27 protein-coding genes and 1 pseudogene are annotated in these 26523 nt (G+C 54.5%); 15 read left to right on the forward strand and 13 right to left on the reverse strand.

What is annotated here, in order from left to right; all coding sequences use genetic code 11:
* Nucleotides 1-797: 797 nt before the first annotated feature.
* From LJU29_RS14130 to LJU29_RS14145, 4 genes are read left to right on the forward strand one after another with little or no spacing between them, the layout of a single operon-like run.
* Entirely contained in the window at nt 798-2429 is a 1632-nt protein-coding gene (locus LJU29_RS14130) for an ABC transporter substrate-binding protein (protein ID WP_057423201.1), read from the forward strand.
* Nucleotides 2426-3376, forward strand: coding sequence for an ABC transporter permease (locus LJU29_RS14135; RefSeq protein ID WP_257110787.1), 951 nt, complete (start codon nt 2426-2428; stop codon nt 3374-3376). The genes LJU29_RS14130 and LJU29_RS14135 overlap by 4 nt, the downstream gene beginning before the upstream one ends.
* A 4-nt stretch (nt 3377-3380) precedes the next feature.
* Nucleotides 3381-4313: an ABC transporter permease gene (locus tag LJU29_RS14140; RefSeq protein ID WP_257110789.1), complete on the forward strand. Its 933-nt coding sequence runs from the start codon at nt 3381-3383 to the stop codon at nt 4311-4313.
* Nucleotides 4310-5956, forward strand: a complete 1647-nt coding sequence (locus LJU29_RS14145) for a dipeptide ABC transporter ATP-binding protein (RefSeq protein WP_257110790.1) — start codon at nt 4310-4312, stop codon at nt 5954-5956. The genes LJU29_RS14140 and LJU29_RS14145 overlap by 4 nt, the downstream gene beginning before the upstream one ends.
* Before the next feature lie 59 nt (nt 5957-6015).
* Here the strand turns inward: LJU29_RS14145 and LJU29_RS14150 are convergent.
* The 5 genes and pseudogenes from LJU29_RS14150 to LJU29_RS29635 form a co-directional block, all read right to left on the reverse strand.
* Nucleotides 6016-6462 (reverse strand): annotated as a pseudogene (locus LJU29_RS14150) (IS66 family transposase); the annotation flags it as partial.
* A gap of 36 nt (nt 6463-6498) precedes the next feature.
* Nucleotides 6499-6948, reverse strand: coding sequence for an SMI1/KNR4 family protein (locus LJU29_RS14155; RefSeq protein WP_005759261.1), 450 nt, complete (start codon nt 6946-6948; stop codon nt 6499-6501).
* Nucleotides 6949-7139: 191 nt separating this feature from the next.
* A complete protein-coding gene (locus LJU29_RS14160) occupies nt 7140-8120 on the reverse strand; it encodes an IS5-like element ISPsy2 family transposase (protein WP_257112697.1) in 981 nt (326 codons plus the stop codon).
* 56 nt (nt 8121-8176) lie between these two features.
* On the reverse strand, nt 8177-8380 hold the full coding sequence (locus LJU29_RS14165; RefSeq protein ID WP_257110792.1) for a hypothetical protein: 204 nt from the start codon (nt 8378-8380) through the stop codon (nt 8177-8179).
* A gap of 100 nt (nt 8381-8480) precedes the next feature.
* The gene (locus LJU29_RS29635) at nt 8481-8684 is read right to left on the reverse strand and encodes a phage/plasmid replication domain-containing protein (protein WP_371321888.1); all 204 of its coding nucleotides are present in this window, start codon (nt 8682-8684) and stop codon (nt 8481-8483) included.
* A 167-nt stretch (nt 8685-8851) separates the two neighbouring features.
* Between LJU29_RS29635 and LJU29_RS14170 the strand changes: the two genes are divergently transcribed.
* Entirely contained in the window at nt 8852-9049 is a 198-nt protein-coding gene (locus tag LJU29_RS14170; RefSeq protein ID WP_257110793.1) for a hypothetical protein, read from the forward strand.
* A gap of 425 nt (nt 9050-9474) precedes the next feature.
* Here LJU29_RS14170 and LJU29_RS14175 read toward each other — a convergent pair whose 3' ends face one another.
* The 7 genes from LJU29_RS14175 to LJU29_RS14205 all read right to left on the reverse strand — a co-directional run bounded on the left by LJU29_RS14175 (nt 9475) and on the right by LJU29_RS14205 (nt 14827).
* Nucleotides 9475-10746, reverse strand: coding sequence for a zonular occludens toxin domain-containing protein (locus LJU29_RS14175; RefSeq protein ID WP_257110794.1), 1272 nt, complete (start codon nt 10744-10746; stop codon nt 9475-9477).
* Between the two features lie 5 nt (nt 10747-10751).
* Nucleotides 10752-11063 carry a DUF2523 domain-containing protein gene (locus LJU29_RS14180; protein ID WP_057422944.1) on the reverse strand — a complete coding sequence of 104 codons (312 nt, stop codon included), beginning with the start codon at nt 11061-11063 and terminating at the stop codon, nt 10752-10754.
* Between the two features lie 3 nt (nt 11064-11066).
* A complete protein-coding gene (locus LJU29_RS14185) occupies nt 11067-12380 on the reverse strand; it encodes a hypothetical protein (RefSeq protein WP_257110795.1) in 1314 nt (437 codons plus the stop codon).
* A gap of 61 nt (nt 12381-12441) precedes the next feature.
* A complete protein-coding gene (locus LJU29_RS14190; RefSeq protein ID WP_257110797.1) occupies nt 12442-12672 on the reverse strand; it encodes a hypothetical protein in 231 nt (76 codons plus the stop codon).
* A gap of 219 nt (nt 12673-12891) precedes the next feature.
* Nucleotides 12892-13197, reverse strand: a complete 306-nt coding sequence (locus LJU29_RS14195) for a propanediol utilization protein (RefSeq protein ID WP_135004664.1) — start codon at nt 13195-13197, stop codon at nt 12892-12894.
* 266 nt (nt 13198-13463) lie between these two features.
* Nucleotides 13464-13700 carry a hypothetical protein gene (locus LJU29_RS14200; RefSeq protein ID WP_257110798.1) on the reverse strand — a complete coding sequence of 79 codons (237 nt, stop codon included), beginning with the start codon at nt 13698-13700 and terminating at the stop codon, nt 13464-13466.
* The gene (locus LJU29_RS14205; RefSeq protein WP_257110800.1) at nt 13697-14827 is read right to left on the reverse strand and encodes a phage/plasmid replication domain-containing protein; all 1131 of its coding nucleotides are present in this window, start codon (nt 14825-14827) and stop codon (nt 13697-13699) included. The genes LJU29_RS14200 and LJU29_RS14205 overlap by 4 nt, the downstream gene beginning before the upstream one ends.
* A gap of 107 nt (nt 14828-14934) precedes the next feature.
* On the opposite strand from LJU29_RS14205, the gene LJU29_RS14210 reads away from it, so the two are divergent.
* Nucleotides 14935-15315 (forward strand): helix-turn-helix domain-containing protein, encoded by a 381-nt coding sequence (locus LJU29_RS14210; protein WP_235661017.1) that lies wholly within the window; start codon nt 14935-14937, stop codon nt 15313-15315.
* 478 nt (nt 15316-15793) lie between these two features.
* Here the strand turns inward: LJU29_RS14210 and LJU29_RS14215 are convergent, their stop codons facing one another.
* Nucleotides 15794-16051 carry a hypothetical protein gene (locus LJU29_RS14215; RefSeq protein ID WP_085740880.1) on the reverse strand — a complete coding sequence of 86 codons (258 nt, stop codon included), beginning with the start codon at nt 16049-16051 and terminating at the stop codon, nt 15794-15796.
* A 527-nt stretch (nt 16052-16578) separates the two neighbouring features.
* Here LJU29_RS14215 and LJU29_RS29340 point away from each other — a divergent pair.
* The 9 genes from LJU29_RS29340 (at nt 16579) to LJU29_RS14255 (ending at nt 26489) form a co-directional block, all read left to right on the forward strand.
* On the forward strand, nt 16579-16869 hold the full coding sequence (locus tag LJU29_RS29340) for a hypothetical protein (RefSeq protein ID WP_057422291.1): 291 nt from the start codon (nt 16579-16581) through the stop codon (nt 16867-16869).
* Between the two features lie 799 nt (nt 16870-17668).
* Nucleotides 17669-18817 (forward strand): UDP-4-amino-4-deoxy-L-arabinose aminotransferase, encoded by a 1149-nt coding sequence (gene arnB, locus LJU29_RS14220; RefSeq protein ID WP_257110804.1) that lies wholly within the window; start codon nt 17669-17671, stop codon nt 18815-18817.
* Nucleotides 18814-19827 carry an undecaprenyl-phosphate 4-deoxy-4-formamido-L-arabinose transferase gene (gene arnC, locus LJU29_RS14225; RefSeq protein ID WP_257110805.1) on the forward strand — a complete coding sequence of 338 codons (1014 nt, stop codon included), beginning with the start codon at nt 18814-18816 and terminating at the stop codon, nt 19825-19827. The genes arnB and arnC overlap by 4 nt, the downstream gene beginning before the upstream one ends.
* Entirely contained in the window at nt 19824-21815 is a 1992-nt protein-coding gene (gene arnA / locus LJU29_RS14230; protein WP_257110806.1) for a bifunctional UDP-4-amino-4-deoxy-L-arabinose formyltransferase/UDP-glucuronic acid oxidase ArnA, read from the forward strand. The genes arnC and arnA overlap by 4 nt, the downstream gene beginning before the upstream one ends.
* On the forward strand, nt 21815-22696 hold the full coding sequence (arnD, locus tag LJU29_RS14235; RefSeq protein ID WP_002553514.1) for a 4-deoxy-4-formamido-L-arabinose-phosphoundecaprenol deformylase: 882 nt from the start codon (nt 21815-21817) through the stop codon (nt 22694-22696). Before arnA ends, arnD begins: the two co-directional genes overlap by 1 nt.
* Nucleotides 22696-24345 (forward strand): lipid IV(A) 4-amino-4-deoxy-L-arabinosyltransferase, encoded by a 1650-nt coding sequence (gene arnT, locus LJU29_RS14240; protein WP_183138044.1) that lies wholly within the window; start codon nt 22696-22698, stop codon nt 24343-24345. Before arnD ends, arnT begins: the two co-directional genes overlap by 1 nt.
* Nucleotides 24342-24686 carry a 4-amino-4-deoxy-L-arabinose-phosphoundecaprenol flippase subunit ArnE gene (gene arnE / locus LJU29_RS14245; protein WP_004662222.1) on the forward strand — a complete coding sequence of 115 codons (345 nt, stop codon included), beginning with the start codon at nt 24342-24344 and terminating at the stop codon, nt 24684-24686. The genes arnT and arnE overlap by 4 nt, the downstream gene beginning before the upstream one ends.
* A complete protein-coding gene (arnF, locus tag LJU29_RS14250; RefSeq protein WP_004667618.1) occupies nt 24683-25117 on the forward strand; it encodes a 4-amino-4-deoxy-L-arabinose-phosphoundecaprenol flippase subunit ArnF in 435 nt (144 codons plus the stop codon). The genes arnE and arnF overlap by 4 nt, the downstream gene beginning before the upstream one ends.
* Nucleotides 25095-26489, forward strand: coding sequence for a UDP-glucose dehydrogenase family protein (locus LJU29_RS14255; protein ID WP_122320822.1), 1395 nt, complete (start codon nt 25095-25097; stop codon nt 26487-26489). The genes arnF and LJU29_RS14255 overlap by 23 nt, the downstream gene beginning before the upstream one ends.
* Nucleotides 26490-26523: the final 34 nt, after the last annotated feature.

A 26523-nucleotide genomic window follows, 5' to 3' on the forward strand; every position in this document is an offset into this window, starting at 1 on the left:
CATCTCTTCGCCTCTCATGATATTGCGCAGCGTGGTACGAGTATGGGCAAGATCAGCGCCCGCGCTGACCAATTGCTGAACGATGCTATTGGCGTGTGCCATCACCCCTGCGTGCTGCGGCCTGGGTCTTGTCTCGGCAGGTGCATGCGGTGCTGCGGCATCGGCAGACCCATGCGGTCTGCTACGCACTTCAGCCTCCGCCGTTGGCGGCATGCCCTGCTCCAGCCACTCCCTGGTTTCGCGCGACAGCGGTCTGGATCGCAAAAGCCTCTCACGCCGATCTCGCGCCTGCGAAGCGGAAGCCTCTGACGGGGGCGGCGGCACCTGCGGACTGTTCGAAGAGTTGGCGCCGCTGCTGGATTCGCGCGCGCCCTGATGCAGGCTCGTGGTCTGTGTGCCCGGCAATATAAGCGCCCGATGGTCCCCGCTCTATTGATCCCCACCATATGCTGATCCTCCGAGATTTTCTGGCTGCAGGCTGACTCACCCGCAAAATCAGCAATGTGTGGCGATCAGGAAAGAACAGGTTCCACCCCGCTTCTCCCTGGAATCGCTGCGAACCTACACCGCAGACATTAACCAGGCACCATAAAATACCTATAAAGCATAATAAATTATCAAATAAATCATAAAAACCTATATTAGCTTATAATAAAAATACTTTTACAGCCTCCTTACATAAGAATACGGTCTTAAAACCAGCCGGATCGCTGTGCTCGACTTGAAGAGGACTTTTCCATGCACCGCACTCAACCTTCGACTTTCGCCTACAGATTCGTATATCGGAGGACAGCGCGATGACCGTGCGCCCTCTTCTTGCACGCCTGTTATTCGCCGTCATTACTGCCCTCACCCTGCTCGGCTGCTCGCCCTCCGGCCAGGAAAGCCAGGCAAGCAAGACGCTCAAAGTCGCTTTCTTCAGAGACAACACCACGCTGGTCAGCCTTGATCCGTTCCAAGTGTATTGGCTGGAGCACCGCGTGGTGCTGCGTAATGTCGCCGAGTCGCTGACCGATCAGAACCCACAGACCGGCACTATCATTCCCTGGCTGGCAGAACGCTGGGACGTCAGTGAAAACGCGCTGGAGTACACCTTCCACTTGCGCAAGGATGTGACGTTCAGCAATGGCACGCGCTTCGACGCACAGGCCGTGAAGACCGCCTACGACAGCAATAAAGCGTTTGCCGCGCAATTGCCTGCAACCTTTGGCGCGACCTACCTGAAGGGTTACGACCACGCCGAAGTCGTAGATGAATTCACTGTTAAACTGGTGCTGGCCACGCCAAATGCGGGCTTTCTGCAAGCCACCTCAACCACCAACCTGGCCATTCTTGCCCCGGAGTCCTACACACTCAGCGTCAAGGAACGCTCGCTGGGTGCAATCATCGGCACCGGGCCATTCGTGCTGGAGCGCTACACCCCTGAAAGCGGTTTGCGCCTGATCAAACGCAAGGGCTATGCCTGGCCATCGGCCAATGCGCAGAACAGGGGCGAGGCGCATCTGGATGCGGTCGAGGTCAGTTACGTTCCGGAAGAGAGCGTGCGCAATGGCCAGTTCGTTCAAGGCCAGGTGGACATCCTCTGGCCACGCAACCCGTTTTCCGAAGTGGACCTGAACCTGTTCAAATCCAGGGGCGCGACTATCCAGAGCCGCTCGCTGCCAGGGCCGGCCCTGAATATGTACCCCAACATGCGCGGCAATCGCATCCTCGCTGACCGCAATGTGCGTCTGGCGCTACAAAAAGCCATCGACCGCAAGACCTACGCCGCCACTGTCTACAACCCGCAATTTCCGGTGGTGTCGGGTATCTACGACGTCACCACGCCGTTTTACAAGAATCAGGCCGACAGACTGGCCTATGACCCTCAGGGGGCAGAGCACTTGCTCGACGAAGCCGGCTGGCAGAAGAACGCCGACGGCTATCGGTACAAGGACGGCAAACGACTGAAGCTGGCCTACAACCTGTCCCCCGCTGAAACCGCTGGTGATGTGCTGATTCAGGATCAGCTGCGCAAGGTGGGTATCGAGCTCAAGCTCAACGTGGTGACCACCGCCGAATGGGCAGCTGCCAATGCGGCAGGCAATTATGACCTGACGTCCACCTACATGACCCGCGCCGACCCGATCATCCTGCAGACCATCATCGACCCGCGTAGCGCCAATAGCTCGACATTGGCGACCAACCTTTACGCGCCGCAAACACTGCCCAAAGCCCTGGAACTGTTTGACGCCGGACTGACCGCCACGCGCAGCGAACAACGCGCAAAAGCCTATGGCGACCTGCAGGACCTGCTGATCGATGAAGGTTCGGCATTTCCGGTCTACGAGCGGGTCTGGCAAGCCGCCACGGCGAAAAACGTGCGTAACTTCCACTGGACGGCGGAAGGCTTTGCGCTGTTCAACGACATCGAGATCGCCACGCCATGAGCCGTTATATCCTCAGCCGGATCGCCCAGGCGCTGCTGGTACTCTGGGGTGCTTACAGCATCACCTACTTCATTCTGTATCTGCTGCCCGGCGATACCTTGTCGATCATGCTCAGCGCCTCGGGTGTCGAAATCGACTCCCTGTCCGCGCAGGACCTGGCGCAAGCCAAGCTCTATTACGGGCTGGACCGAGGCGTCTTCGAGCAATATGTCGACCTGCTGTGGGGCGCTGTTCAAGGTGACTTCGGCAATTCGCTGACACTCAATCGTCCGGTTTCAGAACTGCTGGTCGAACGTTTGCCGCAAACCCTGAGCCTGGCGGGGCTGGCCATTGTTCTGTCGCTGATTGGTGGCGTCGGGCTGGCTTATCTCACCGCCTACGTGCGCTGGCAGCCGTTGAAGGTCGTCTTGTCCCAGCTGCCGTCGCTGGGTTTCTCAGTACCGGTATTCTGGATGGGCCTGTTGTTCATTCAGCTGTTCGCATTCAGCCTTGGCTGGTTTCCAGCGACCGGCAATCAGGGCTTTTCCAGCTTGATATTGCCCGCTGTCACACTGGCGATCCCCAGTGCTGCAGTGTACGCGCAGGTTTTACAACGCGGCTTTCAGGGCGTCTGGAAAGAGCCCTACATCATTACCGCCTACGCCAAGGGCCTCACTCGCGCCCAGGTTCAGGCCCGCCATGCGTTCAAGAACGCTGCCTTACCGCTGTTGACGCTGATCGGTCTGCAAGTGGGCAACACCGTGTCCGGTGCCGTGCTGGTGGAAACCATTTTCGCCCGCTCCGGGGTCGGTCGTCTTGCCCAGGAGGCCGTGCTGCGCCAGGACATTCCGGTGGTGCTGGCCATTGTTGCGGTCTCGGCAGCTGCTTTCGTCGTGGTCAACCTGATCGTTGACCTGCTGTATCCCGCGCTGGATCCGCGCATCGCCCACACGCCAAAGGTCTCCTGACGCCATGACTATCTTCGACAACCGCCTTGCGCGCCTGACCCGCCTTGTTGATTCCAGTCAAAGCCTTTCCGGCAAAACCGCCCCCGCCGCGCAATGGCGGCGGCGTAGCAACCTGAGTCGCGCCGTAGAGGCCGCCAAGCCCCTGCTGCGTCGTCCGGGGTTTGTGCTCGCGGTGGCAATGGTCGCCTTTGCATTACTGGCCGCGCTGGCACCCAACCTGCTGAGCAGCTACGCGCCTTACGCCACCTCACCCAGCGACAAGCTCACCGCGCCAAATGCCGCGCACTGGTTCGGCACCGACGAACTGGGCCGTGATCTCTACACCCGCGTGGTACACGGATCGAGCCTTTCGGTACAAGCCGCATTGCTGGCGGTGGGCATCGCCATGGCCGGTGGCCTGAGCCTAGGGGTGATTTCCGGTTTTGCGGGCGGGCGCATCGATGCAGTGATCATGCGCCTGATCGATGTATTGCTGGCCCTGCCCGGCCTGTTACTGGCGCTTGCGATTGTCACCGCCATCGGTTTCGGCACCATTCCGGTGGCCATCGCGGTAGGTGTAGGGATCATCCCCGGCTTCGCCCGCACCACCCGTGCCGAGGTGCTGCGGGTCAAGACCCTGCCTTACGTCGAAGCGGCGCGTCTGGGCGGTGCCAGTTGGACCCGAACCCTGCTGCGCCACATTCTGCCCAACGCCTGGGGCCCGGTGGCGGTGCTTGCCACACTGGATTTCGGTGCAGCGATTCTGGCGACTGCCGGGCTGAGTTTCCTCGGCTTCGGTGCCGAACCACCGGCTGCCGAATGGGGCACGCTGATCGCCAACGGTCGTCACTTCCTGATGACCGCGCCCTGGGTGTCGCTGTTGCCGGGCCTGTTCGTGGTCGGCGTGGTGTTCAGCTTCAACCACATCGCCCGCACTCTGGAAGAGACTCAACGATGACCGATACCGCTCAACTGATCGACATTCGTCATCTGAGTGTCGCCTACCGCTTCGACGGCCAGACCAACCAGGCCGTGCGCGGCGTCTCGTTTCAGGTGGCCAGGGGCGAAACCGTGGCAATTGTCGGTGAATCCGGGTCCGGCAAGTCGACCCTGGCCAACGCCATACTCGGCCTGTTACCGGACAATGCCGCCATCACCAGCGGCGAGCTACACGTCGATGGACACGATCTTGGCCATGCCGGCGAACGCGAGAAACGGCGAATTCGCGGCAGCACCATCGGCCTGGTGCCGCAGGACCCGATGGTCGGCCTCAACCCTACCCTGCGCATCGGCCGACAAATCGCCGAAGCACTGATTCAGGCCCACGGCCGGCGTTACCCGGCAGTGGATGCCGATGTGCTGGAGTTGCTGCAACAGGTCGGTCTGGACAAGCCGGTATTGCGCGCCCGCCAGTACCCGCACGAGCTATCCGGTGGCATGCGCCAGCGCGTGCTGATCGCCATCGCGTTGGCGGGCAACCCTCGCCTGATCATCGCCGATGAGCCCACCAGCGCTCTGGACGTGACAGTGCAGCGCAAGATCCTTGATCACCTGCAACGCCTGGTGGCCGAGCGCGGCATTTCCCTGCTGATCATTACCCACGATCTCGGCGTGGCTGCCGATCGTGCTGACCGTGTGCTGGTGATGAACAAGGGCGAGCTGGTCGAACAAGGCCCGCCGCAACAGATACTCATCACGCCTCGCCATACCTATACGCGCGCACTGATCGCGGCAGCACCGGCTTTCGGCCAACGCAAGAGCCCGGCAACAGTGCGCCCGGTATCGAGCAGCGACACGCCTCTGCTGACCCTGAGCAACATCGGCAAGACCTATCGCCTGCCCTATGTGAAAGGTGAAGACACAGGCTTCCAGGCATTGCAGGACGTCAACTTCAAGGTTTATCCCGGCCAGACCCTGGCCATCGTCGGCGAGTCCGGCTCTGGCAAAAGTACTGCACTGCGCATTGCGCTGGGCCTGGAAAAACCCACCCACGGGCGAGTTTTGCTGGACGGCCAGGATGTTACCGACCTGGGCTGGCGCGAGTTCAGACCGCTACGGCGACGCATCCAGCTGGTCCAGCAAAACCCGTTCGCGGCCCTTGATCCACGCTTCACGCTATTTGAGAGCATCGTCGAACCACTGGTCTCGTTCGGCCTGCTCAAAGGCCGCGAACTGGAACAGGCCGCACGCCAGTTGATCGAGCGAGTGCACTTGCCCGTAGCGTACCTGGACCGGCTGCCCCGCGAGCTTTCCGGTGGTCAGCGTCAGCGGGTTGCCATTGCCAGAGCGCTGGCCCTGCAACCGGATCTGCTGCTGCTCGATGAGCCGGTTTCGGCCCTGGACGTGTCGGTGCAGGCGCAGATTCTTGACTTGCTGGTCGAACTGCAATCCGAATCCGGCATCGCCTACGTGCTGGTTTCCCACGACCTGGCAGTCGTCGCCAGCGTTGCCCACCAGGTTCTGGTGCTCAAGCAGGGCAAGACCATTGAACAAGGTCCCGCCAGCGACGTTTTCGAACGGCCTGAAGCCACCTACACGCAAGAATTGATTGCCGCGATACCTGGCCGTCGCGCTGAACTGCAGGTCGCCGCGCAGCAGTAATCGTCCCTAACCGCTCCATAAACCCTCCTAGACAAAGACAGTCGGCGCGCTTAGAAGTATCATCGTGGATTACCCGACGTCGCCAGTGGTAGCCGTTCTAATGCGTGGCGCCGCCACGCATAGGGCTCTTGGCCGTTGGCTTTAGCCGTCTCGACCAAGCTGTAAAGTTGAGCACTGGCCGTCGCGCCTTTGGCGCCTGTCGCTAAACAACCAGTTCTCTCTTCCGATCACGAAGGGTCTGATCACACGCTCAGCGGATTTGTTGTCGATCGGCAAATAGCCTTCCTCGCCCTACCGTTCCAACTTCTTCCGGTTACTCGCCAGATAGCCGATGGCCTTGCCCAAGGTGTTCTGAGCCGCAACGTGTGGCTGCGTCTTTTCCATCCAGCTTTTTAACTTAGCCAGCACTCGCAGACTCAGTTCATGACGGCCGGTTTTCGGTCATCGTCACATGTACCCTTCAGATCACGCTCTGCACCATAGAGTTTGTTGATCAGGTTTAGCGCTGAGGCGACCTCGACACCGGCCATTAAGCATCATTGTTAATAATCTCCTGACTCTTCACGGCCCAATAAATAGGAGAAAAAGCTTGCATAGCTCTCCCAAGAGTCGGGCGGCGTATCGAATTTTTTTGTGTTTATATTTTCAGCATCAATCGAGTCACACCATATCACGGCGGGGATGTTTGAAACATCTAACACTATAATACTTTCAGGCGGTTCGGCCAGAACGATATACTCAGAAGCCAGGCTTATTGATTTTCTAAGGCGCAGCGTTTCGTCAACTATATTTAACGAATTTGCTTCATTTGAAATTGCATGATGACTGATACCTCCGATAAGGCCACCATTGTAAAACAAAGCGATTTCTTTGAAGTCGAGAGGAAGCTCAATAACCAGCTTTCTCTCTATGGACTTTAGTGCTTCTTTCGAGCCACTATCAAGATCATAATACGCCTTGTATTTTTCTTTCAAGTCTTCTATGTTAGGCATATTCCTTATCCTTCATTATTTGCACGCCAGAGATGCCTCGCCAAAGGAAGGTCTGAAGTAGCCGGATGTTTTCCGGCTACCGAGTCCTCAGCACTTTTCAAAAAACGATGCATGTCGAAATTTGCTCAATTATCTTCGCTTTTTAGCTCTTTCGGCCGCTGCAAAGCCTTTTGCGGTAACCATTTCCTGCATTACACGCGCACCTCTCCTGCGCTCGCCAACAAATGTCGGCGGACCATCCACAGGTTTGACAGGGCGAACAACGTCACCATCTGCGCGGTGTTCTTGGCCAAGCCCCGAAAGCGCACTTTTTCATAGCCAAACTGGCGTTTGATGACCCGAAACGGATGCTCGACCTTGGCGCGAACCTGGGCCTTGGCCTTCTCGATTTTGCGGATCGCCTTGTACAAAATACTGCGTTTTCCGTGCTTTTTGTAAGTGCTGCGGCGGGCGGCAATCTGCCAAATGACCTTGCGCCCAGCGTGTTCTTCGCGCTTCTCGACCCCGGTGTAACCTGCGTCGGCGCAGACTACGTTTTCCTCGCCGTGCAGCAGTTTGGCAACCTGCGTGACGTCTGCCACATTGGCCGCTGTTACTACCACGCTGTGCACCAGGCCTGACTCGTCGTCGGCGCCGATGTGAGCCTTGGCGCCGAAATAGTACTGGTTACCTTTCTTGGTTTGATGCATCTCAGGATCGCGTTTGCCATCCTTGTTCTTGGTCGAACTGGGCGCGTGAATCAGCGTGGCATCGACGATGGTGCCTTGACGCAACGACAAGCCACGGTCGCCCAGATAACCATTAATTACGCCGAGAATCCCGGTCGCCAACTCGTGCTTTTCCAGCAGACGACGGAAGTTGAGAATGGTGGTTTCGTCTGGAATTCGCTCCAGGCTCAGGCCTGAAAACTGACGCAGGATGGTCGTCTCATACAGCGCTTCTTCCATCGCCGGATCGCTGTAGCCGAACCAGTTCTGCATCAGATGAACACGCAGCATCGCCATCAGTGGGTAGGCGGGCCGGCCACCTTCTCCTTTTGGATAATAGGGCTCAATCAGGGCAATCAAACCTTTCCAGGGCACCACCTGATCCATCTCGATCAGGAACAATTCCTTACGGGTCTGCTTGCGCTTGCCGGCATACTCGGCGTCGGCGAAGGTCATCTGTTTCATCATCGAAAAGCTCGGCGACTGGTGTCCGGAGATTTTGCCAAATTAGGAAGTCTTTTTCAGAGTTTCCCAAAAAGCTCAACGTCAACAAGCATGAGCTCGGCAAGCCGAACACGCTTGCCCATCAAAAACAATGGATGAACGCGAGTTTTATCGCGCACTGAACATGATATTTTTTCAAGTTCAGAAGAAAAAGCGGAAGCAAGAAGAAAGGTGTTAAGCCCTTGTAATGCTGGAGTTGCTGTATAATTTGCATGAGCCATTTTATGATCTCCTTCATAGATCATGAGTGGTACGACTATGGGGAGGTGCAACTCCCCTAGTCGTTATTTATCGGCAGAAAGCCGAAATTATTTAAGACAGTTAAACATGAGGTGTATAGGGTCGGGCTATGTCAAATCCGAGCCGACGCAACCTTGCTCGATGCGTTTGAACACTCCTAGAACTCAAATCAAAATCCTCTCCTTCTATCCAAAGCTGATAATAAACAGCAGTGGTATAGGCAGATTTTGTGTTAGACAAAATGCCCTCATCAACGAGACGCCGAGTGACCTCACGAAAACTCATAAATCCACCTAATTACCGAAGGATTCAACGGTAATGGGAATGCAATATTGCGTCAAGAAAAATCGCAGGATTATGCGGTAACAAAACAAAGAATCCGAAGTGTTTTGCGGTAAAGTGGGGGTGTAACAGCACCCCCACCCGGCCGGCTAAAAATCGCAGGAGGCGTGATGCACTGGATACTGGCAATAACGATGGCAGGATCAAGCACAGCAACGGTCATGAAGGCGTACAGGACGGAGAACGAGTGCAGGAAAGCACAGGAAGAGTTTTTTAGTAGACCACACGGAAAAATGCAGTACAGCGGCGGATGCTTTGACAAAAACGACGAAAACGGTAGAAAACTCCTGAAGTTGCTCGAAAGCTGATTTAGCCTGGCTGATCGATAGAAGCTCTCCGCCTTCGCTACGAACAGGGGCTCGCCCCTGAAGCCCCGAGGCGCTGCAAGGAAATTGCCTCCGGGACCCGACAACCGACTGTGCTGTGCGATTTGGGTCCGTTGCGGTAAAGCTGGGTGATCATGGCGCGAAGTGATCTTGCGGAGGGCCTGAGAGCGTCACACGCGATCAGGAGAGGTGGTGCCACGCATAATTGACGTTATGGGTAAATCGATCGCCGGGGGCTGCGCAATGGTCCCGACGATCGATTCTGGCCGTTGGCCGCAAGTACCATAACGTCCAAACATTATGCGTACCTCTGGATTTACCTCGAGGCCTCGAGTACAGTCCTTTTAATCACCAAAAAGCATAACTCAACTAAATTACCGTTTAGTCGAGTTATAGCCGGCTGAATGTCATTTGATAGTTCGTTGCGTGCGACTGGTATCAGGAATGATGTGAAAACGTGAAACCTTTTGTGCTTGCGCGCTCTGGTCCACCGCTGCGAGCCCTCGCTGCGGACCGTCGCGCGACTCAAGAGAACGAGTTGATGAAAGACCGGCCGGTGTGGCATACGCTGGCTGCTGCTTAGTGTCATCAAAATATCCGTTCTGTACGACTGACATACAGAAATCAAAAGACGTTGTCATGCGTGTGGCCTGCTGCGAATAGCACTGGCAAACGGTGTCCTCACCATTAAACGTGCCAGTGTTTAAACCTCTCGACTTAGCAGACAAGAGCATACGTACATCGGTCGAAGCCATGCAGGTAGGACGTGGAAAATCACGGGCCTTGTTGGTTTCATCGTACCTGGGCGCAGAAGATTCAACATCAGCAATCCTAGGCTTGTACTGCTGAACATATTCCTGAACAGGTTGAACAGTACGGCCTTGGGTCGTAACACCGGGAGTTGAAGGTACTGATGAAGGTCGCTTAGATTCTGAAACAGTTGTTTGAGAGTCTGAGTGCATAAGAGCCTCACTGTCAGATGTTTTGCTCTTCATAACATACCAAAAGCCAAAACCAAGCAGCAAAATAGGAATAATAAGCACAGCTAGAAAGAGAGGCACTAACTTGTAATAACTAGGCGTGACCTTCTTGTGAGTATGAACGGTTGACGACTTATAAAGGCCAAAATAGTGTTTATCGAACTCTATTTTAGACTCTTGAGCCATTTTAAAGTTAGTTCGACTTTCAGGCTTATCAATACACATCTCATATTCATGTCTGAATATGCCTTTAGTACGACCGTATGGGCGAATAAAGTTTATATGCTTGCCTACCAACTTTCGTACAGGTGAGCAAATAAGTGATGGGTGCTGCGTGATGATATGAACGTCCCAACCATGATGTCGATGTTTCTCAAAGCGAGTAACTTTTTCAACACGTCCACGGATATCAGTACCGAATGTACCCTGAGCCTCGTCTATGACAATAACGGAACCATCAGGCAAGTCATACCAAAGGTCAGGAGTTTCCCATTCAACCCATTTAGACTTGAGCTGATCGACCTTAAGCTCAGGGATGCCATGATAGTAAATAGTACGTGGCGGAAGGCTTGAATCATCGGGATCTTTATGGAGACGTAGCAAAGGGTTGTCGGGATCAACAGCGTGCTCCAAATCGATCTCTTTGATGGTATTAAGAGTTTTGCCGGAACCGGGCAAACCAGTACGAAGAAATAACATGCGCCCTACTCCTTAGGTGTCCATTTCATAGATGTTTTACTACCAGCCTTATTCATACCGGCGAGAAGAGCGCGAGCAATATATGCAGAAAAGAGGATATTCAAACAAACGTCTATCTTGAGCATACCAAGAACTGAAATCCAGTCACTAGGCAAACCACCGAGTTGAGAAAAAGCATATCCCTTAGCTTTGTCGAGAGCAGCATCAATGCCGACATAACTTATTGCTGCGAAGCCAAGTCCGCGAAGCAACTTCCAACCCAAAGGGACTATTGAAAGTCCAACCATGCGCAAGAACAGACCAATAATTGCAGGCATTTATCAAACTCCAGTAGCGATAATTTCAGCTGCCTTACGCATAGCAAAAGCAACCATTAGATAACCCATAAACGTGAGAAACGTGCAAAGACCGGGAACGTTAGGGTCAAGGGTAAATGACCTACCAGACATGAAGGGAACACTTATAGTCCTAAGAACTGGGCATGAAGCACCAAAACGACTACTAGTATCAATCATAGATGTTAGATCGAACGTAGAATCGGAATCAGGCTTGATAGGTTTATAGTCTTCGCCTGCAAATTCAGATTGAAGTTCAGACTTTAAGTCGGCAATCTTTTTTTCGGTAAGGTCTCGATATTCTTTATCAGCGCAGCGTGACTGCTGTTCCTGGCGAAGAACAGCACATTGAATAACGTCACCAGTGCAAGAAACTACAGTTTGACACTGCATATCACCGGAAACCTGAGCGCCATCATCACCGCACTTATCACCTTCACAAGTACCATTACCAGAACCGGAGCCTGAACCTGAACCTGAACCTGAACCTGAACCACTGCCTGATCCAGTACCGGAACCAGAACCAGAACCGCTACCTGATCCACTACCGGAACCTGATCCACTACCGGAACCTGATCCACTACCAGAACCTGATCCACTACCAGAACCTGAGCCGCTGCCAGAGCCGGAACCACTGCCGGAACCGGTATCAGTACCAGTGCCAGGTGTAGTGGGATCAGTTGTAGGTGTTGTAGGGTCGGGAGTCGGTGCAGGGGCGACATATAGTTCGCCAGTTACAGTAATGTCACCGGTACAAGTAAATCCACCTGCTGAGTCGGCAAGACATATAGAAACACCGGATAACGTAGTTGCACATCCACCGGGTGAAGGAGGGGTTGGGGTATCATTAGATTGATGCCAGCTATATGATTTTTTGGTTGTACCTTTGGCGTCTAAACATTTCTGCTGATCGGTAGAGGGAACGTCAGGAGTAGGAGTAACTACAGGCGTAGTAATACATTGACCTGAAACAGAATCGAAAGTCTCATCTGCTGAACAGGAGCCGCCGCCAGCGACAGACCATCCATTGCCACAATCATAAGTTCGACCATATGAATATCTAGGATTAACATCTACACCAGCAGCGGCACCGTCACTTATACACGCCTGAATACCACTGGAATAACTTGCACCCGTATACGGACCAATATAAACAATGGCGGCATAGGAATTAGATGCAAACAAAAAGAAAACAAAAGACAGAAATAACCTAACGACCGGCGCAAAGCATAAACAAAGCAGCCGTAACCCAGAACCAGACGAAGTCATTCGGATCGATATACATTTTAATGGCCCCATGATTTTCTCCAGACAAAAAAAAGCCCGGAGGGAAAGACTCCCACCGGGCAAACAGGGTTAATTAAGTCCCTGCACGCATTGCCTTCTTGGCCGCACCGATAAGTGCAACGAGGCCAAACATTGCAGCAGTAACAGCGGCAGCAGCAACACCACCGGCGACATAGCCGAGGGCCTCAGCGGTGTCGATGTTGGCACCGGCAGCGAAAGACGGCGAGGCAGTTGCAATGGCGACAGTGGCGGCTGCCAACTGAGCGCGGCCAGATTTGCAGAGAACAAGCAATTTGTTTTTCATAAAACACCTTAAAATGAGTTGCGGACGGTTTTGCAGACCCAGCAGAAAACAAAGAGTGCAAGTAAAGCACCAGTTATCTCCATACGCTGTTCTGCGGTAATTGCAGGACTGAGAGAGTCCCGCATTTCTTGGACTGTGAAAGTTTGAAGTTGACCAGTACAGACGGGAGTACCGTCGGCCTGAACTTGCCACATTCCATCACAGCCGAGAAAATTCATGTTAGCCAGCCTTCTGAGAGTTCATTGCATCAGAAAGCGGAGGAATGTTCTTACGACGGCCTTGACGAGGATCAACGGTGAATTGAAGGCGACCATCACGAACGTCGCACATAACATCACACTCATAAGTGCCAGGTTGCGGGCAGTCGTTTTGATCCTGCGCATAGAAGTCAACCTTCTGAGGATATGGAATACCGGGCAGGTGAACGAAAGATTGAAACATGGCATAAGGCTTGCCCTTGGAGGACGTACCTGTACGAACGTTGCCAGTAACCTCTACCATCAGCGTAGGAAATTTGAGAGACATAATATTACCCTTTTAAAGTGTGGGAAGCCGAGAACTTAGGCTCGGATTGCAGTATGCCCAGCTGGGCGGTTTTAAATTAGGTATACGGCGAAACGTAAGAAAATGACGCTTGGCTAATTGCGAGCAAACTTGATCAGCTGATGAAGCCTGTAGAAACAAACGCATAAGCGAACTAGCGAAAGCACTATCATCAATGTTGCCAGAGTTAAAATTAGCAATTTCAGCCTCAACAGAATAACGGAGAATCTGATATTGGGACTTGTCCATTAGTAACCCATCCATTCAGCTACAGAGATAGTGCCTTGCCAACTTGATTCACGATCATGGAACCAAATCTTTTCAGGTTTAACGCCCTGCTCTTTCCGAACTTCAATTACAGCAAGTGTTTCTGCTACTTGCTGGGTCAGAACAGGATTCATGAACTGCTTAACGTGACGCTGCTGATCAAGAATATGGCGTTGCTTGGTTGTAAGTTGAGTTCCCTGAAGATTATTATAAATCATGCCACAGACCTCAAATGAGAAGCGCGCTTGTAGAACAATGGTGGTTGAATGTTCTTAGCAGGTGTAATCTCTTTCATTTCACGAATAAAGACAGTAGAGAACGAACGAATGTCGCAGACATTACGAATATTGATACCAATACGATTAAGCCGAGCAGCATGAGTTTCAAAAGAGCGTTGAGAGAGAACAAGTTCATGATCGTTCATCCAAAGACTTGCGTAATAGGCAGTTGTGTTAGCCTGACGCGGAGTATCCACTACATTCTCAAGTAAAAGCTGTTGTGCAATGCTGGCCTGATCCATTTTAGTCACCTTTAGGCGCTGATCAATATCTAAAAACTCTCGATGGAGTTGGCTATAAATACCTTCGTCAAACAAGCCCCAGAAGGAAAGACCCTTCTTCTTAAGGAACTCATCTTTCAATTCTTGTTCAAAACGAACAATACCCTGAGAAACACAGTAGTCATAAAGACTTTGGGCGTACTTGAGCTCTTCGGATGTTTCACCATAAACAAGCTTAACTTTAGGCAAGTGCTTATTAATGAGGTCAAAAGCCTTGTTATATACCTTTCTGTATTGAAGCCTAGCGCCCTTGCCGTGTCCGGATGTAGTCCAGTCAGTTGTTTGACCGTTTGGATAAAGAAACCCAATAGAATGACCAATTCTTTGAGTTGCTAAAGCGCGTATATAAGACATTTCATTGCCAGATCCAACAGCAACATTGGTAGTCAAATCTATACGATGGATGACACAACCGTCAGACCATAAATGACCGGCCTTCCCGCCTGACTCGCCATCGCGAATTTCAACCCGCGTGCAGCGGGTGAAAGAAGGAAGACCGAGATTGGACATGACCGAGTTAAAGACGGAGATACATTCGGAGACGGTTTCGAACCCGAACAAATTGTCATGCCTGTTGATGCGTGAAGGATTGCCATCTACGGTAATTTTCCGACCAGAGATTTTGATTTTGAGAGTGGAGCTGTAGCTGCCTTCGTATTTGGTAGCACGGTACGACGTGCTCAGGATTTCGTGCGTAGCGGTGTCAACAGCCAAAAAAGCAGTGTCCGAAATGACGGGAAGGTCGAAATCAAACACCTGAGAAACTGTCAACCAATCGATAAACATACAAATCCTTGTCAATACCGGAATAACGGTAGCCGAATGCCGGTATGCCAACCACTGAGGGTCACGACATGCAAGCACTAAAATGCCGGAATAACGGAACTGGACAATTGAACAGTATTTACGATCTGGAAACGATGAGAAACCAGAGCGACAGAACGATGACACTGAGCGAAAACCTGAAGAGGTTCAGGAAGGCGAGAGGCCTTACACAGCCTGACGTTTGGGGGCCAGCAGGCATCGCGAAGTCGAGCTATACGTCTTATGAGGCAGGCACACAGATGCCGTCTGCAGACAAAATCGTTGAGCTTGCAAAAGTATTAGGCGTATCGACTGACGAGCTGCTTTTAGGCGAATCCGAACTGACGGTATCAGAGGATTTAAGGCCTATCTTGAAACGATTCGACTCCCTGCCGCCAGAGATCAGGAATCAGGCACGCATAGCCCTGAAAGGCGTGCTTTTCGGATTTGAGCAAGAAGCGATCAAGTAGAGACCGAAGTGTTTTGCGGTAAAGTGGGGGTGTAACAGCCCCCCCACCCGGCTGACTCAAAATCGCAGGAGCGAGCATGATCGAATGGATGCTGATAATCGCCTTGGGCACAGGGTACGAGCTACACGGCGCTTACAAGTCGCAGGAGGACTGCCAGAAGGCAGGAATCGAACTGATGACTGCACGGTATAGCGTGGGAAAGCCAGGCACTGCCGGGTGCTACAAGAAATTCTCAGTGATGACCAGCAAACCCTAGAAGCTCTCCGCCTTCGCTACGAACAGGGGCTCGCCCCTGAAGCCCCGAGGTGCTGCAAGGAAATTGCCTCCGGGACCCGACAACCGACTGTGCTGTGCGATTTGGGTCCGTTGCGGTAAAGCCTAGTAATCAGTGAAGGGATGGTGAAGCGAAGGAACGGTACCAAATCCGTTCCTGAGCAACGACCTCGAGTCGCCGATCGGCAAACTGAGTGGTACCAAATCAATCAAGCAGATCAAGCTGGCCGGTTTTCTCAAGAAGAAGCGCGGCGGCAGATCGTGCGCCTTCGATAACGCGATTGGCCCTTGCAAGATCAGAAGTCAGCGACTCGATGAGGATGCGCTGATCATCAATTTTGACACGCAGGTGCTGGTACCGATCAGCAGCATGAACAAATGCTTTGGATGCCGTCGTTGTGCCGGTCTGAGACTTGAGGGCTTCAACGAATTCGGGGTCAGCGTCGAGGATTTTTACTAGCATTGGTACCACTCCAGTGAACCAGATGAAGTACCTGGACGAGTTAATGGTACCAAATCCAGTTGAGATCTCAAGTGCTTTGGTACCAAATTTGATGCCGGCTCCGGATCCTGGGCGAGCCAAATGGTACCGCCACGCATAATTGACGTTATGGGTAAATCAGGCACCAGGCTGCGCAATGGTCCCGATGCCTGATTCTGGCCGTTGGCCGCAAGTACCATAACGTACACACATTATGCGTACCTACATGTACATCCTTGGTGAGCCCTGGCCACCAGATTTGAAGCCCGAGAACTGCCTCCTGTGTATTTCAAGAACGTGAAAATCGAAGCCCCTCACACTTCAGTGTCCGACCCATGTGCAGCGTAAACTTCAACACATCGTGATCGACTGTTTGAGACGATCCACAATGACGGACCGAGACATTGCGCCTGGCTCACGTACCCAAGTCAGCACTCGAATTCAAAAAGTTTGCGGTAAAGTGTCCGCCCGACGGTACCAACGCCTGCTAAACCTGAAATCAAGGACTGATGATGAAACGGATAATAGCGACTCTGATTGCCTGCATAAGCTCACCAGCATGGGCTGTAGATCCCGCGACCCTGCCAATGGTCGTGCAGATGCAAAAAGCTGCAAATGCAGCGACATGCGAGTCATATAAAGGCGATACATCGCCGCTGGGCAAAGCTGTTAAAAAACAGTGCCGGAACCGAGCCAAAGCTGAGTTTGAAGACATGCAAGACGAAAAGCCGCTAAGGGACTGCGTCAAGCCAGGCAACGTTATAGACGATGATGTGCGCAAGTGTATGAAAGGAATGTAACAGCACTGCCAAAACCAACCCTGTAGCCTGATGACCTGATAGGTGATAAATATGACAGTTCCGAGGTTTGGAACAGCAACCCTCGCCCATTTATACTTATGCAACAAGCCATATCCTATATAACTCAACTAAACAGACATTTAGCTGAGTTATATAGGTGACCCGATAATACCTGATCCTCCACGCCTCCGTTCGCTCCACTAACTGATCTGAGCAAACTGTCAGACGCACCGCCGACAGCCGTAAGGCAGCCTACCGCCGCATAGGCCCAATCATCCTGATCTGAGCATCCGGGCACTCAAGCTGCTGCCTGCAGCCAGCCATATAAATTCGCATTCTGGTCATGAAAGCTTCATTAAATTTCAATGGCGTTGTCATACGTAACGTCACTTATAAACTTCCACAATTAGCATGACCAAGCTGAACTCAAGCTGTCTGTCTGCGATTACCTAAATGAAAGCTGAACACCACATTAATGATTCTACATATTGTCATGACGACATTGTTATCTCCATATAACTCACCCTACCCTATGGCTGACAAGCGCTGCAATGCGCTACAAAAAACCAACGGCGTCTGGACAATATTTTGATGGTTGAGCCCCTATCTTCGCGACACTTGCTTTCGTCAGCAGGCCGTTTCTGGTGTGCAGCGAGTGTGCCCATGCACATAGCGCCACTTGCAGCCGCTACCGGTATTCCCGTCCTGGCAGCTCGCCATTGATGCACGCCTATGTTTGGGCACCCGTGTTATGCGTTTTTTATGTATTGGCTATGAAACGTAAAGTGGAAAAATATCTATGAGCCAGGCTTTTCTTGCTTTTTCACGGCCCTCCATAGGCGATGAAGAAGTTGCTGCGGTGACTCGTGTACTACGTTCCGGGTGGATCACAACCGGGCCGGAATGTCAGAAGCTTGAGGAGCAATTTGCGGCGCGGGTTGGCGCGCAACATTCGGTTGCGTTGTCGTCTGCTACCGGAGCGATGCATGTTGCGCTACTGGCACTGGGGGTCGGACCTGGCGATGAAGTAATTACGCCTTCGCAGACCTGGGTGTCGACGGCCAACATGATTTGCCTGCTGGGGGCCACTCCGGTTTTTGTCGACGTCGACCGTGGCACTCTGATGAGCAGCGCCGCGCTCATTGAGCAAGCCATCACGCCACGAACCAAAGCGATCGTGGCGGTGCATTACGCTGGCGCCGCATTCGATCTCGACCCGCTTTATGCGCTGGCAGATCGGCACGGGATTACGGTGATAGAAGACGCTGCCCATGCGACCGGAACCGCTTACAAAGGTCGTCCGATCGGCAACCAGGGCACCGCGATATTTTCATTTCACGCGATAAAGAACATGACCTGTGCCGAAGGTGCAATGTTCGTCACTGACAATGCACAACTGGCTGATCGGGTGCGCCAACTTAAATTCCATGGTCTGGGTGTCGACGCCTACGACCGGCTGACGCTGGGTCGCAAACCCCAGGCAGAAGTCATGGAGCCAGGCTTCAAATACAACCTGGCCGACCTGAATGCGAGTATTGCCCTGGTCCAGTTGCAACGCCTTGACGCAATCAATGCAAAGCGTCAGGCGCTCGCCAGCCACTATCTCGAACGGCTGGCCTCTAGCCCGGTCCTGCCCCTCGCCCTGCCCCGCTACGCCCAGCATCACGCCTGGCACTTGTTCATTCTGCGCATTGATCCCGAGCGCTGCGGGCTGGATCGCGACGCGTTCATGAAGGCCTTGCAGGCTCAAAACATCGGCACCGGCATCCACTTCATAGCGACTCACCTGCACAGCTATTACCGCAAACGTTTCCCTGACGTCTGCCTGCCAGACACCGAATGGAATTCATCAAGGCTTTGCTCTATCCCCCTGTTCCCTGACATGACGCTGGATGATGTCGAGCGGGTTGTCAGTGCCATTGAATCGACCGTGGAATCCAGCCATTGAGACCCTACCCAATCAAGTTTGTGTCGATTGTCATCCCTGTCTACAACGAGCGCCAGAGCTTGCCCGAGTTGCTACGGCGTACTGAAGCGGCCTGTAAACAATTGAATCACCGCTTCGAAATCGTGCTGGTGGATGACGGCAGTCGCGACGACTCGGCAGAAATTCTTCAGCAGGCCGCCGAGCGCAGCGCCAGCCCCTTCGTTGCGGTGATTCTGAATCGTAACTACGGTCAGCACGCAGCGATTATGGCTGGGTTCGAGCAGTGCAAAGGTGATGTGGTGATCACCCTCGACGCTGATCTGCAGAACCCTCCCGAGGAAATTCCCCGGCTGGTGGCGCTTGCAGAGCAGGGACATGACGTTGTCGGCACAGTGCGCAGCAATCGTCAGGACTCCGCATGGCGACGTTGGCCATCAAAGATCATCAACGTGGCAGTACAGCGTTCCACCGGCGTGGCTATGAGTGATTACGGCTGCATGCTGCGCGCGTACCGGCGCACGATTGTCGATGCAATGCTGGCCTGCCGGGAGCGCAGCACCTTCATTCCGATTTTGGCCAACAGTTTTGCGCGGCACACGACGGAGGTATTGGTCGATCACGCTGAACGTGAACATGGCGACTCGAATTACAGCCCCATGCGCCTGGTCAACCTCATGTTTGACCTGATCACCTGCATGACCACTACGCCCTTGCGCCTGCTCAGCATTATCGGCTTCAGCATGGCGCTGCTCGGTGTGCTGTTCGCTGGGTTACTGATCATTCTGCGTCTGATCTTCGGTGCGCCATGGGCCGGTGACGGCACGTTCGTGCTGTTTGCGGTGTTGTTCGTATTCACCGGAGGGCAGTTCATCGGTATGGGATTACTGGGTGAATACCTGGGCCGAATGTACAGCGATGTCCGCGCGCGCCCGCGCTTCTTCATTGAAAAAGTCGTGCGCAGCTCGTCCGAAGTTGTCAGCGAAAGCGTTGATTCCTCTGTAACTCCCTATATGAACAAGGTTGCGCCATGAGCCCTAAAGCTGTCGTTTTCGCCTATCACGATATTGGCTGTGTCGGCCTGCAAGCGCTGCTGGGCGCAGGTTATGAAATTGCTGCAGTTTTCACTCGCGCCGACGACCCCAAGGAAAAAACCTTCTTCGGTCCCGTGGCTCAGCTGTGCGCGCGACATGGCATTCCCGCACATGCTCCTGAGGACCCTAATCATCCTTTGTGGGTAGAACGCATCGGTAAACTGGCCCCTGACTTCATCTTTTCCTTCTATTACCGCCAACTTCTCGGTGATCCGTTACTGGCCTGCGCGAAAAAAGGCGCATTGAATCTGCATGGCTCGCTGTTACCACGCTATCGCGGGCGAGCACCGGCGAACTGGGTGCTGGTCAACGGCGAAAGCGAAACCGGCGTGACCTTGCATCAGATGGTCAAACGCGCCGATGCAGGGCCAATAGTCGCTCAGCAACGCGTCTCGATCAGTTCCACCGATACGGCCTTGACGCTCCACGGCAAACTGCGTGAAGCCGCCGCTGGCCTGCTTAGTGAAACGCTACCGCTGCTTGCCCTCGGGCAACTTTCAGGCACGCCGCAGGACGAAACCCTTGCAAGCTGTTTCGGTCGCCGCACCCCGGCCGACGGTTTGATCGACTGGTCGCTTCCGGCCACGCAACTGTACAACCTGATACGGGCAGTCACGCAGCCCTACCCTGGCGCATTTTGCGCGGTAGGCGAAAACAAGTTGATTGTCTGGGCCGCCAGTGCCGAAGCAGGCAACAACGGCGAAGCACCCGGCACGGTCATCAGTCACGACCCATTGCGTATCGCCTGCGGTGAGGGTTCGCTGGTGATCAACGCAGGGCAGCGCGGCGACAACGGCTTGTACCTCAGTGGGGTACAACTGGCTCGCGAGTTCGGGCTGGTGGAAGGCTCGCAACTGCTCGATAAAGAAAAGCGCCGCCCGGCCCGCCGTACCCGCGTGCTGATCCTCGGCGTCAACGGTTTCATCGGCAATCATCTGTCAGAACGCCTGTTGCAGGACGATCGTTACGACATCTACGGCATGGACATCGGTTCAGACGCCATTGAGCGCCTGCGAACCAAGCCGAACTTTCACTTTATCGAAGGCGACATCAGCATCCACACCGAGTGGATCGAGTATCACATCAAGAAATGCGATGTGGTGCTGCCATTGGTGGCCATCGCTACACCGATTGAATACACCCGCAACCCGTTGCGGGTGTTTGAGCTGGATTTCGAAGAAAACCTGAAGATCGTCCGTTACTGCGTGAAGTACAACAAGCGGGTGATCTTCCCGTCAACGTCCGAAGTCTATGGTATGTGCCAGGACGCAAGCTTCAAAGAAGACACATCGAACCTTATCGTTGGCCCGATCAACAAGCAGCGCTGGATCTACTCGGTGTCCAAGCAACTGCTGGACCGCGTGATCTGGGCCTATGGTCAGAAAGGCCTGCAATTCACCCTGTTTCGCCCGTTCAACTGGATGGGCCCACGCCTGGACCGACTGGACTCGGCGCGTATCGGCAGTTCTCGGGCCATCACCCAACTGATTTTGCACTTGGTGGAAGGTACGCCGATTCGGCTGGTGGATGGCGGGGCCCAGAAGCGCTGTTTCACCGATGTCGCCGACGGTATCGAGGCGCTGGCGCGGATTATCGAAAATCGTGATGGGCGCTGTAATGGTCAGATCATCAACATTGGTAACCCCGACAATGAAGCCAGCATCCGCCAATTGGGTGAAGAGCTGCTGCGCCAGTTCGAAGCGCACCCGTTGCGCGGCAACTTCCCGCCATTCGCAGGCTTTCGCGAAGTAGAAAGCCAGTCCTTTTATGGCAAGGGTTATCAGGATATCAGCCATCGCAAACCGAGTATCGACAACGCCCGACAGTTGATTGGCTGGACACCAGGTATCGAGCTGAGCGAAACGATTGGCAAAACCCTGGACTTCTTCCTTCGCGAAGCCATGGCTGAAAAGGCGGATATGCGCTGATGCAGGCAGGCTTAAGAATCGATGTCGACACATACAGGGGCACCCGTGAAGGCGTGCCAAGGTTGCTGGACATACTCGATGAAGCTCAGGTCAAGGCGACGTTCTTTTTCAGCGTCGGCCCCGACAACATGGGACGTCACCTGTGGCGTCTCGCACGGCCGACGTTTTTCTGGAAGATGCTTCGCTCCAGAGCAGCGAGCCTGTATGGCTGGGATATTCTGCTGGCGGGTACTGCGTGGCCAGGCAAGCCGATCGGACGCGACCTTGGCCCGTTGATGCGTCGCGCTCTGGATGCAGGCCACGAGGTCGGCCTGCATGCGTGGGATCACCATGGCTGGCAAGCCAATGCCGGACGCTGGAACGATCGCCAGTTGACCGCACAGATACACCGTGGGGTCGACTGTCTGAGCGACATTTTAGGCAACCCGGTGATCTGCTCCGCAGCAGCGGGCTGGCGTGCCGACCAGCATGTCGTGCAGGCCAAGCAGGCGTTTGGCTTCCGCTACAACAGCGACTGTCGCGGCGCTACCCTGTTTCGCCCGTTACTGGCTGATGGCAGACTCGGCACGCCGCAGATCCCGGTGGACTTGCCGACCTTCGACGAGGTGGTCGGCCCACAGCTCCAGCCAGGTGCCTTCAACGAATACATCCTCAACCGCTTCGCTGCGCAACGGCTCAACGTCTACACCATTCATGCTGAAGTCGAAGGCATTGTCATGGCGGACGGCTTCAGGCAGCTTTTAAGGCAGGCCGATGCACGGGAAATCGAGTTCAACCCGCTGGGCCAGCTGCTGCCGGAATCCATCGAGCAACTGCCTTGCGGACAAGTTGTTCGCGGTCACCTGCCCGGTCGCGAAGGCTGGCTGGGGGTGCAACAGTGATGCACTCCAGATACCGTGATGGCGCACTCCTGTTAGCGGCATTCTTACTGGCCTACCTGCTACCGCTGGGTTTCCATGGTTTGTGGATTCCCGATGAAACCCGTTATGCCCAGATCAGCCAGGAAATGCTTCACAGCGGCAACTGGATCGCCCCGCACTTCATGGGCTTGCGTTACTTTGAAAAACCGGCTGCCGGCTACTGGCTGATTGCCTTGGGCCAAGCGGTCTTTGGCGAGAACCTGTTCGGCGTACGCATTGCTTCGGCGATAAGCACCGGTTTAAGTGTCTTGCTGGCCTACCTGCTGGCAGGAAAGATCTGGAGCGACCCGCGCAAAAGCTTCGCCAGCGCACTGCTTTTCATGAGTTTCGGTTTCGTCGCCGGCCAGGCCGGTTACAGCAATCTCGACCCGCAATTTACCCTCTGGACCAACTTGACGCTGGTAACGTTCTGGTACGCCGTGCACAGCATCGGCCGAGCCCGCCTGGTAGCCTGGACGGTGGTCGGCGTAGCCTGCGGCATGGGGTTCATGACCAAGGGATTTCTGGCCTGGGCGTTACCGGCCATCATCACCCTGCCCTACATGCTATGGCAAAGACGCCTGACTGAACTGCTCAGGTTCGGCCCGCTTGCGGTGGTGATTGCCATTGCGGTCTGTCTGCCATGGGCGCTGGCGGTACACCAGCAAGAGCCCGACTACTGGCGTTACTTTTTCTGGCACGAGCACATTCGCCGATTTGCCGGGGACAATGCGCAGCATGCCCAACCCTGGTGGTTCTACCTGCCTCTGCTGATCGCCGCGTGCCTGCCTTGGGCGCTGCTGCTGCCAGTGACGTCTAAGCAGGCCTGGCAACGAAAAAGCAGGCCCGACACTGCATTCCTGCTGCTATGGCTGGTCCTGCCGCTGGCATTTCTGAGCCTGAGCAAAGGTAAATTGCCGACCTACATACTGCCTTGCCTGCTGCCGCTGGCATTGCTCATGGCTGACGCTCTGGTCGAACATCTCAATCAAGGCCGTGGCAGGGCGTTGCGTGTTAACGGAATAGTTAACGCAGCATTGACCTTCCTCGGACTTTTAGCGCTGATCTACGTGCAGTTGAAACAGCCCGTGTACGAAAACGAACCGATGCACTTGTTGCTGGCGGTCATCGTACTTACCGGGTGGACGCTCACCAACGCCCTGCAAGGCATCCGCCCTTTGACCTTCTGGGCGCTGCCAGCGGTGGGAAGCTGGTTGCTGATCGTATTACTGCCCGCGGCCCTGCCAAACGACGTGGTGTACAACAAGACTCCCGACCAGTTTGTCGCCAGACATCAAGCGGAGCTGGCAGCCTGTACACATTTGCTGAGCAATGATCTGGGCGCTGCCTCTGCCCTGTCGTGGCGCCTGAAACGATCGGACATTACGCTTTTCAATACCTGGGGCGAGCTTGAATACGGCTTGGGCTATCCGGATGTACAGGGCCGCCAAGTCCGTCTGCAGGGCATCGACGCCTGGGTTACAAAAGCCCGAAGCGAAGGCCGGGTCGGCGTGATCATGCGCGGCAAGAGTGATGAGGAGTTGCGGGAGCTTGAACTGCTTCCCAAGGATGGCCAGCGTTACGACGAAGGCAACCTGGCCATCCTCATTTATGAGAAGTCAGCGCCATGACCTGGCTGATGCTCCTGAGCGCATGCCTGCTGACGTGCCTGGGCCAGATCGCGCAAAAGTACGCCGTGGAAGGCTGGCGCGAGACATTTCCCGGCGTATTGGCTGCACTGCGTTCTATGTGGCTGTGGCTGGCGATCGCCTGCCTCGGGCTGGGTCTGCTGGTCTGGCTGTTGGTGTTGCAACGCATGGATGTAGGCATCGCGTATCCCATGCTGGGCCTCAACTTCGTGCTGATCACCCTGGTGGGACGCTATGTTTTCAAAGAGCCGGTTGACCCACAGCACTGGCTTGGTATCGCGTTGATCCTTGTAGGCGTATTTCAGCTGGGACGTCAGGCATGACCCGCCGTAGCGCAACGATGTGCGCCTTGACCAGCGTTGCACTGGTCAGTTCGGCGCAATTGGGCATGCGCTGGAGCATGAGCCGCCTGCCCTCACCTGGACAATGGCTCGACCTGCAGGACATCGGGCAGGTTCAGTCCAGTGCCATCGCCGTCATCTGCGCCTCGATCACAGCCTATGCACTCTCCATGCTTTTCTGGCTGCTGGCGCTGCGCGATTTGCCCCTCAGCCGTGCCTATTCGCTCCTCAGTATCAGCTATGCACTGGTTTATACGCTGGCTGCAACTCTGCCATTTTTCCACGAGACGTTCACGGTATCGAAAACTGTGGGTGTCACGCTGATCGTGGCAGGTGTCTTGACCATCAACCTGCGGCGCATCTCCAGCCCGTCACTTCAGGATCTTTCCCATGAGAATCAGCGTTTTCGGTAGCGGATATGTAGGTCTTGTACAAGCGACCGTACTTGCCGAAGTCGGCCATGATGTTGTCTGCATGGACATTGACCAGGCCAAAATCGATCAACTGCGTCAGGGTCAGGTACACATTTACGAGCCTGGACTGGCCAATCTCGTGCGTGACAATCTGGATCATGAACGTCTGCACTTCACCACCGACGAGCGACTGGCGGTGGAGCATGCCGAGGTGCTTTTCATCGCGGTTGGCACGCCCTCCCGAGCAGATGGCTCGGCCGATCTCGGCGGTTTTTTTGCGGTAGGCCAAGCCATTGCCCGGCATCGCTGCGAGCCGCTGATCATCGTCGAGAAGTCCACCGTGCCGGTCGGCAGTGGCGACGCCTTGCGAGGCCATATCGACAAGGTATTGCGTCAGGCCGGTCGCCTGTTGCAGTTCGATATAGTGTCCAACCCCGAGTTTCTCAAGGAAGGCTCGGCGGTCAACGATTGCCGGCGCCCGGACCGGATTGTCATCGGCTGCGAAAATGAAGCGGTGCGCAAAGTCATGCGCGAGCTGTATGCACCTTTCAACCGCAACCATGACCGCATCATGTTCATGGACCTGCGCAGCGCCGAACTGACCAAGTACGCCGCCAACTGCATGCTGGCGACCAAAATCAGTTTCATCAACCAGATCGCCGAGCTGGCAGAACATCTGGGCGCAGACGTTGAGTCCGTAAGGCTGGGCATCGGTGCCGACTCACGCATTGGTTATGACTTCATCTACCCCGGTTGCGGCTATGGCGGCTCATGCTTCGGCAAGGACATTCGCGCCCTGATTCACAGCGCCAGAGAGGCGCATTGCTCCAATGACCTGCTGTCGGTGGTCGAGGCGATTAACGAGCGGCAGAAAAACAAGCTGTTCGAACGGGTCAATGCGTTCTACCAGGGCGACCTGCGCGGCAAGACGTTTGCCTTATGGGGGCTGGCGTTCAAACCCAATACCGACGATATGCGCGACGCTCCCAGCCGCATGCTCATGGAAGCACTGTGGGAAGCCGGGGCCAGCGTGCGGGCATTCGACCCCGAGGCCATGCAGGAAACCCAACGCATATATGGTCATCGCAAGGACCTGATTCTAATGGGAACACCTGAGTCCGTTCTCAACGATGCCGATGCGCTGATCATCTGCACCGAGTGGCAACAGTTCAAAGCCCCGGATTTCGAGCTGATACAGCAGCGGCTGAATGCACCGATCATCTTCGACGGCCGGAATCTGTATGACACCGAACGGCTGGCAAAGCGCGGCTTTCACTACTTCCCCATTGGTCGTGGTGAATCGTGCGATCTGCCAATCCCGCAGAAGCGGTGGACACCCTATGACCAGTTAACCAGCAGTCAGGCCATATGAATGGCCCTGCTCCGCCCGCCGTACAGAGGGGCTG

It is taken from the genome of Pseudomonas ficuserectae (assembly GCF_024584585.1).
GTDB classification, from domain to species: Bacteria; Pseudomonadota; Gammaproteobacteria; order Pseudomonadales; family Pseudomonadaceae; genus Aquipseudomonas; species Aquipseudomonas amygdali.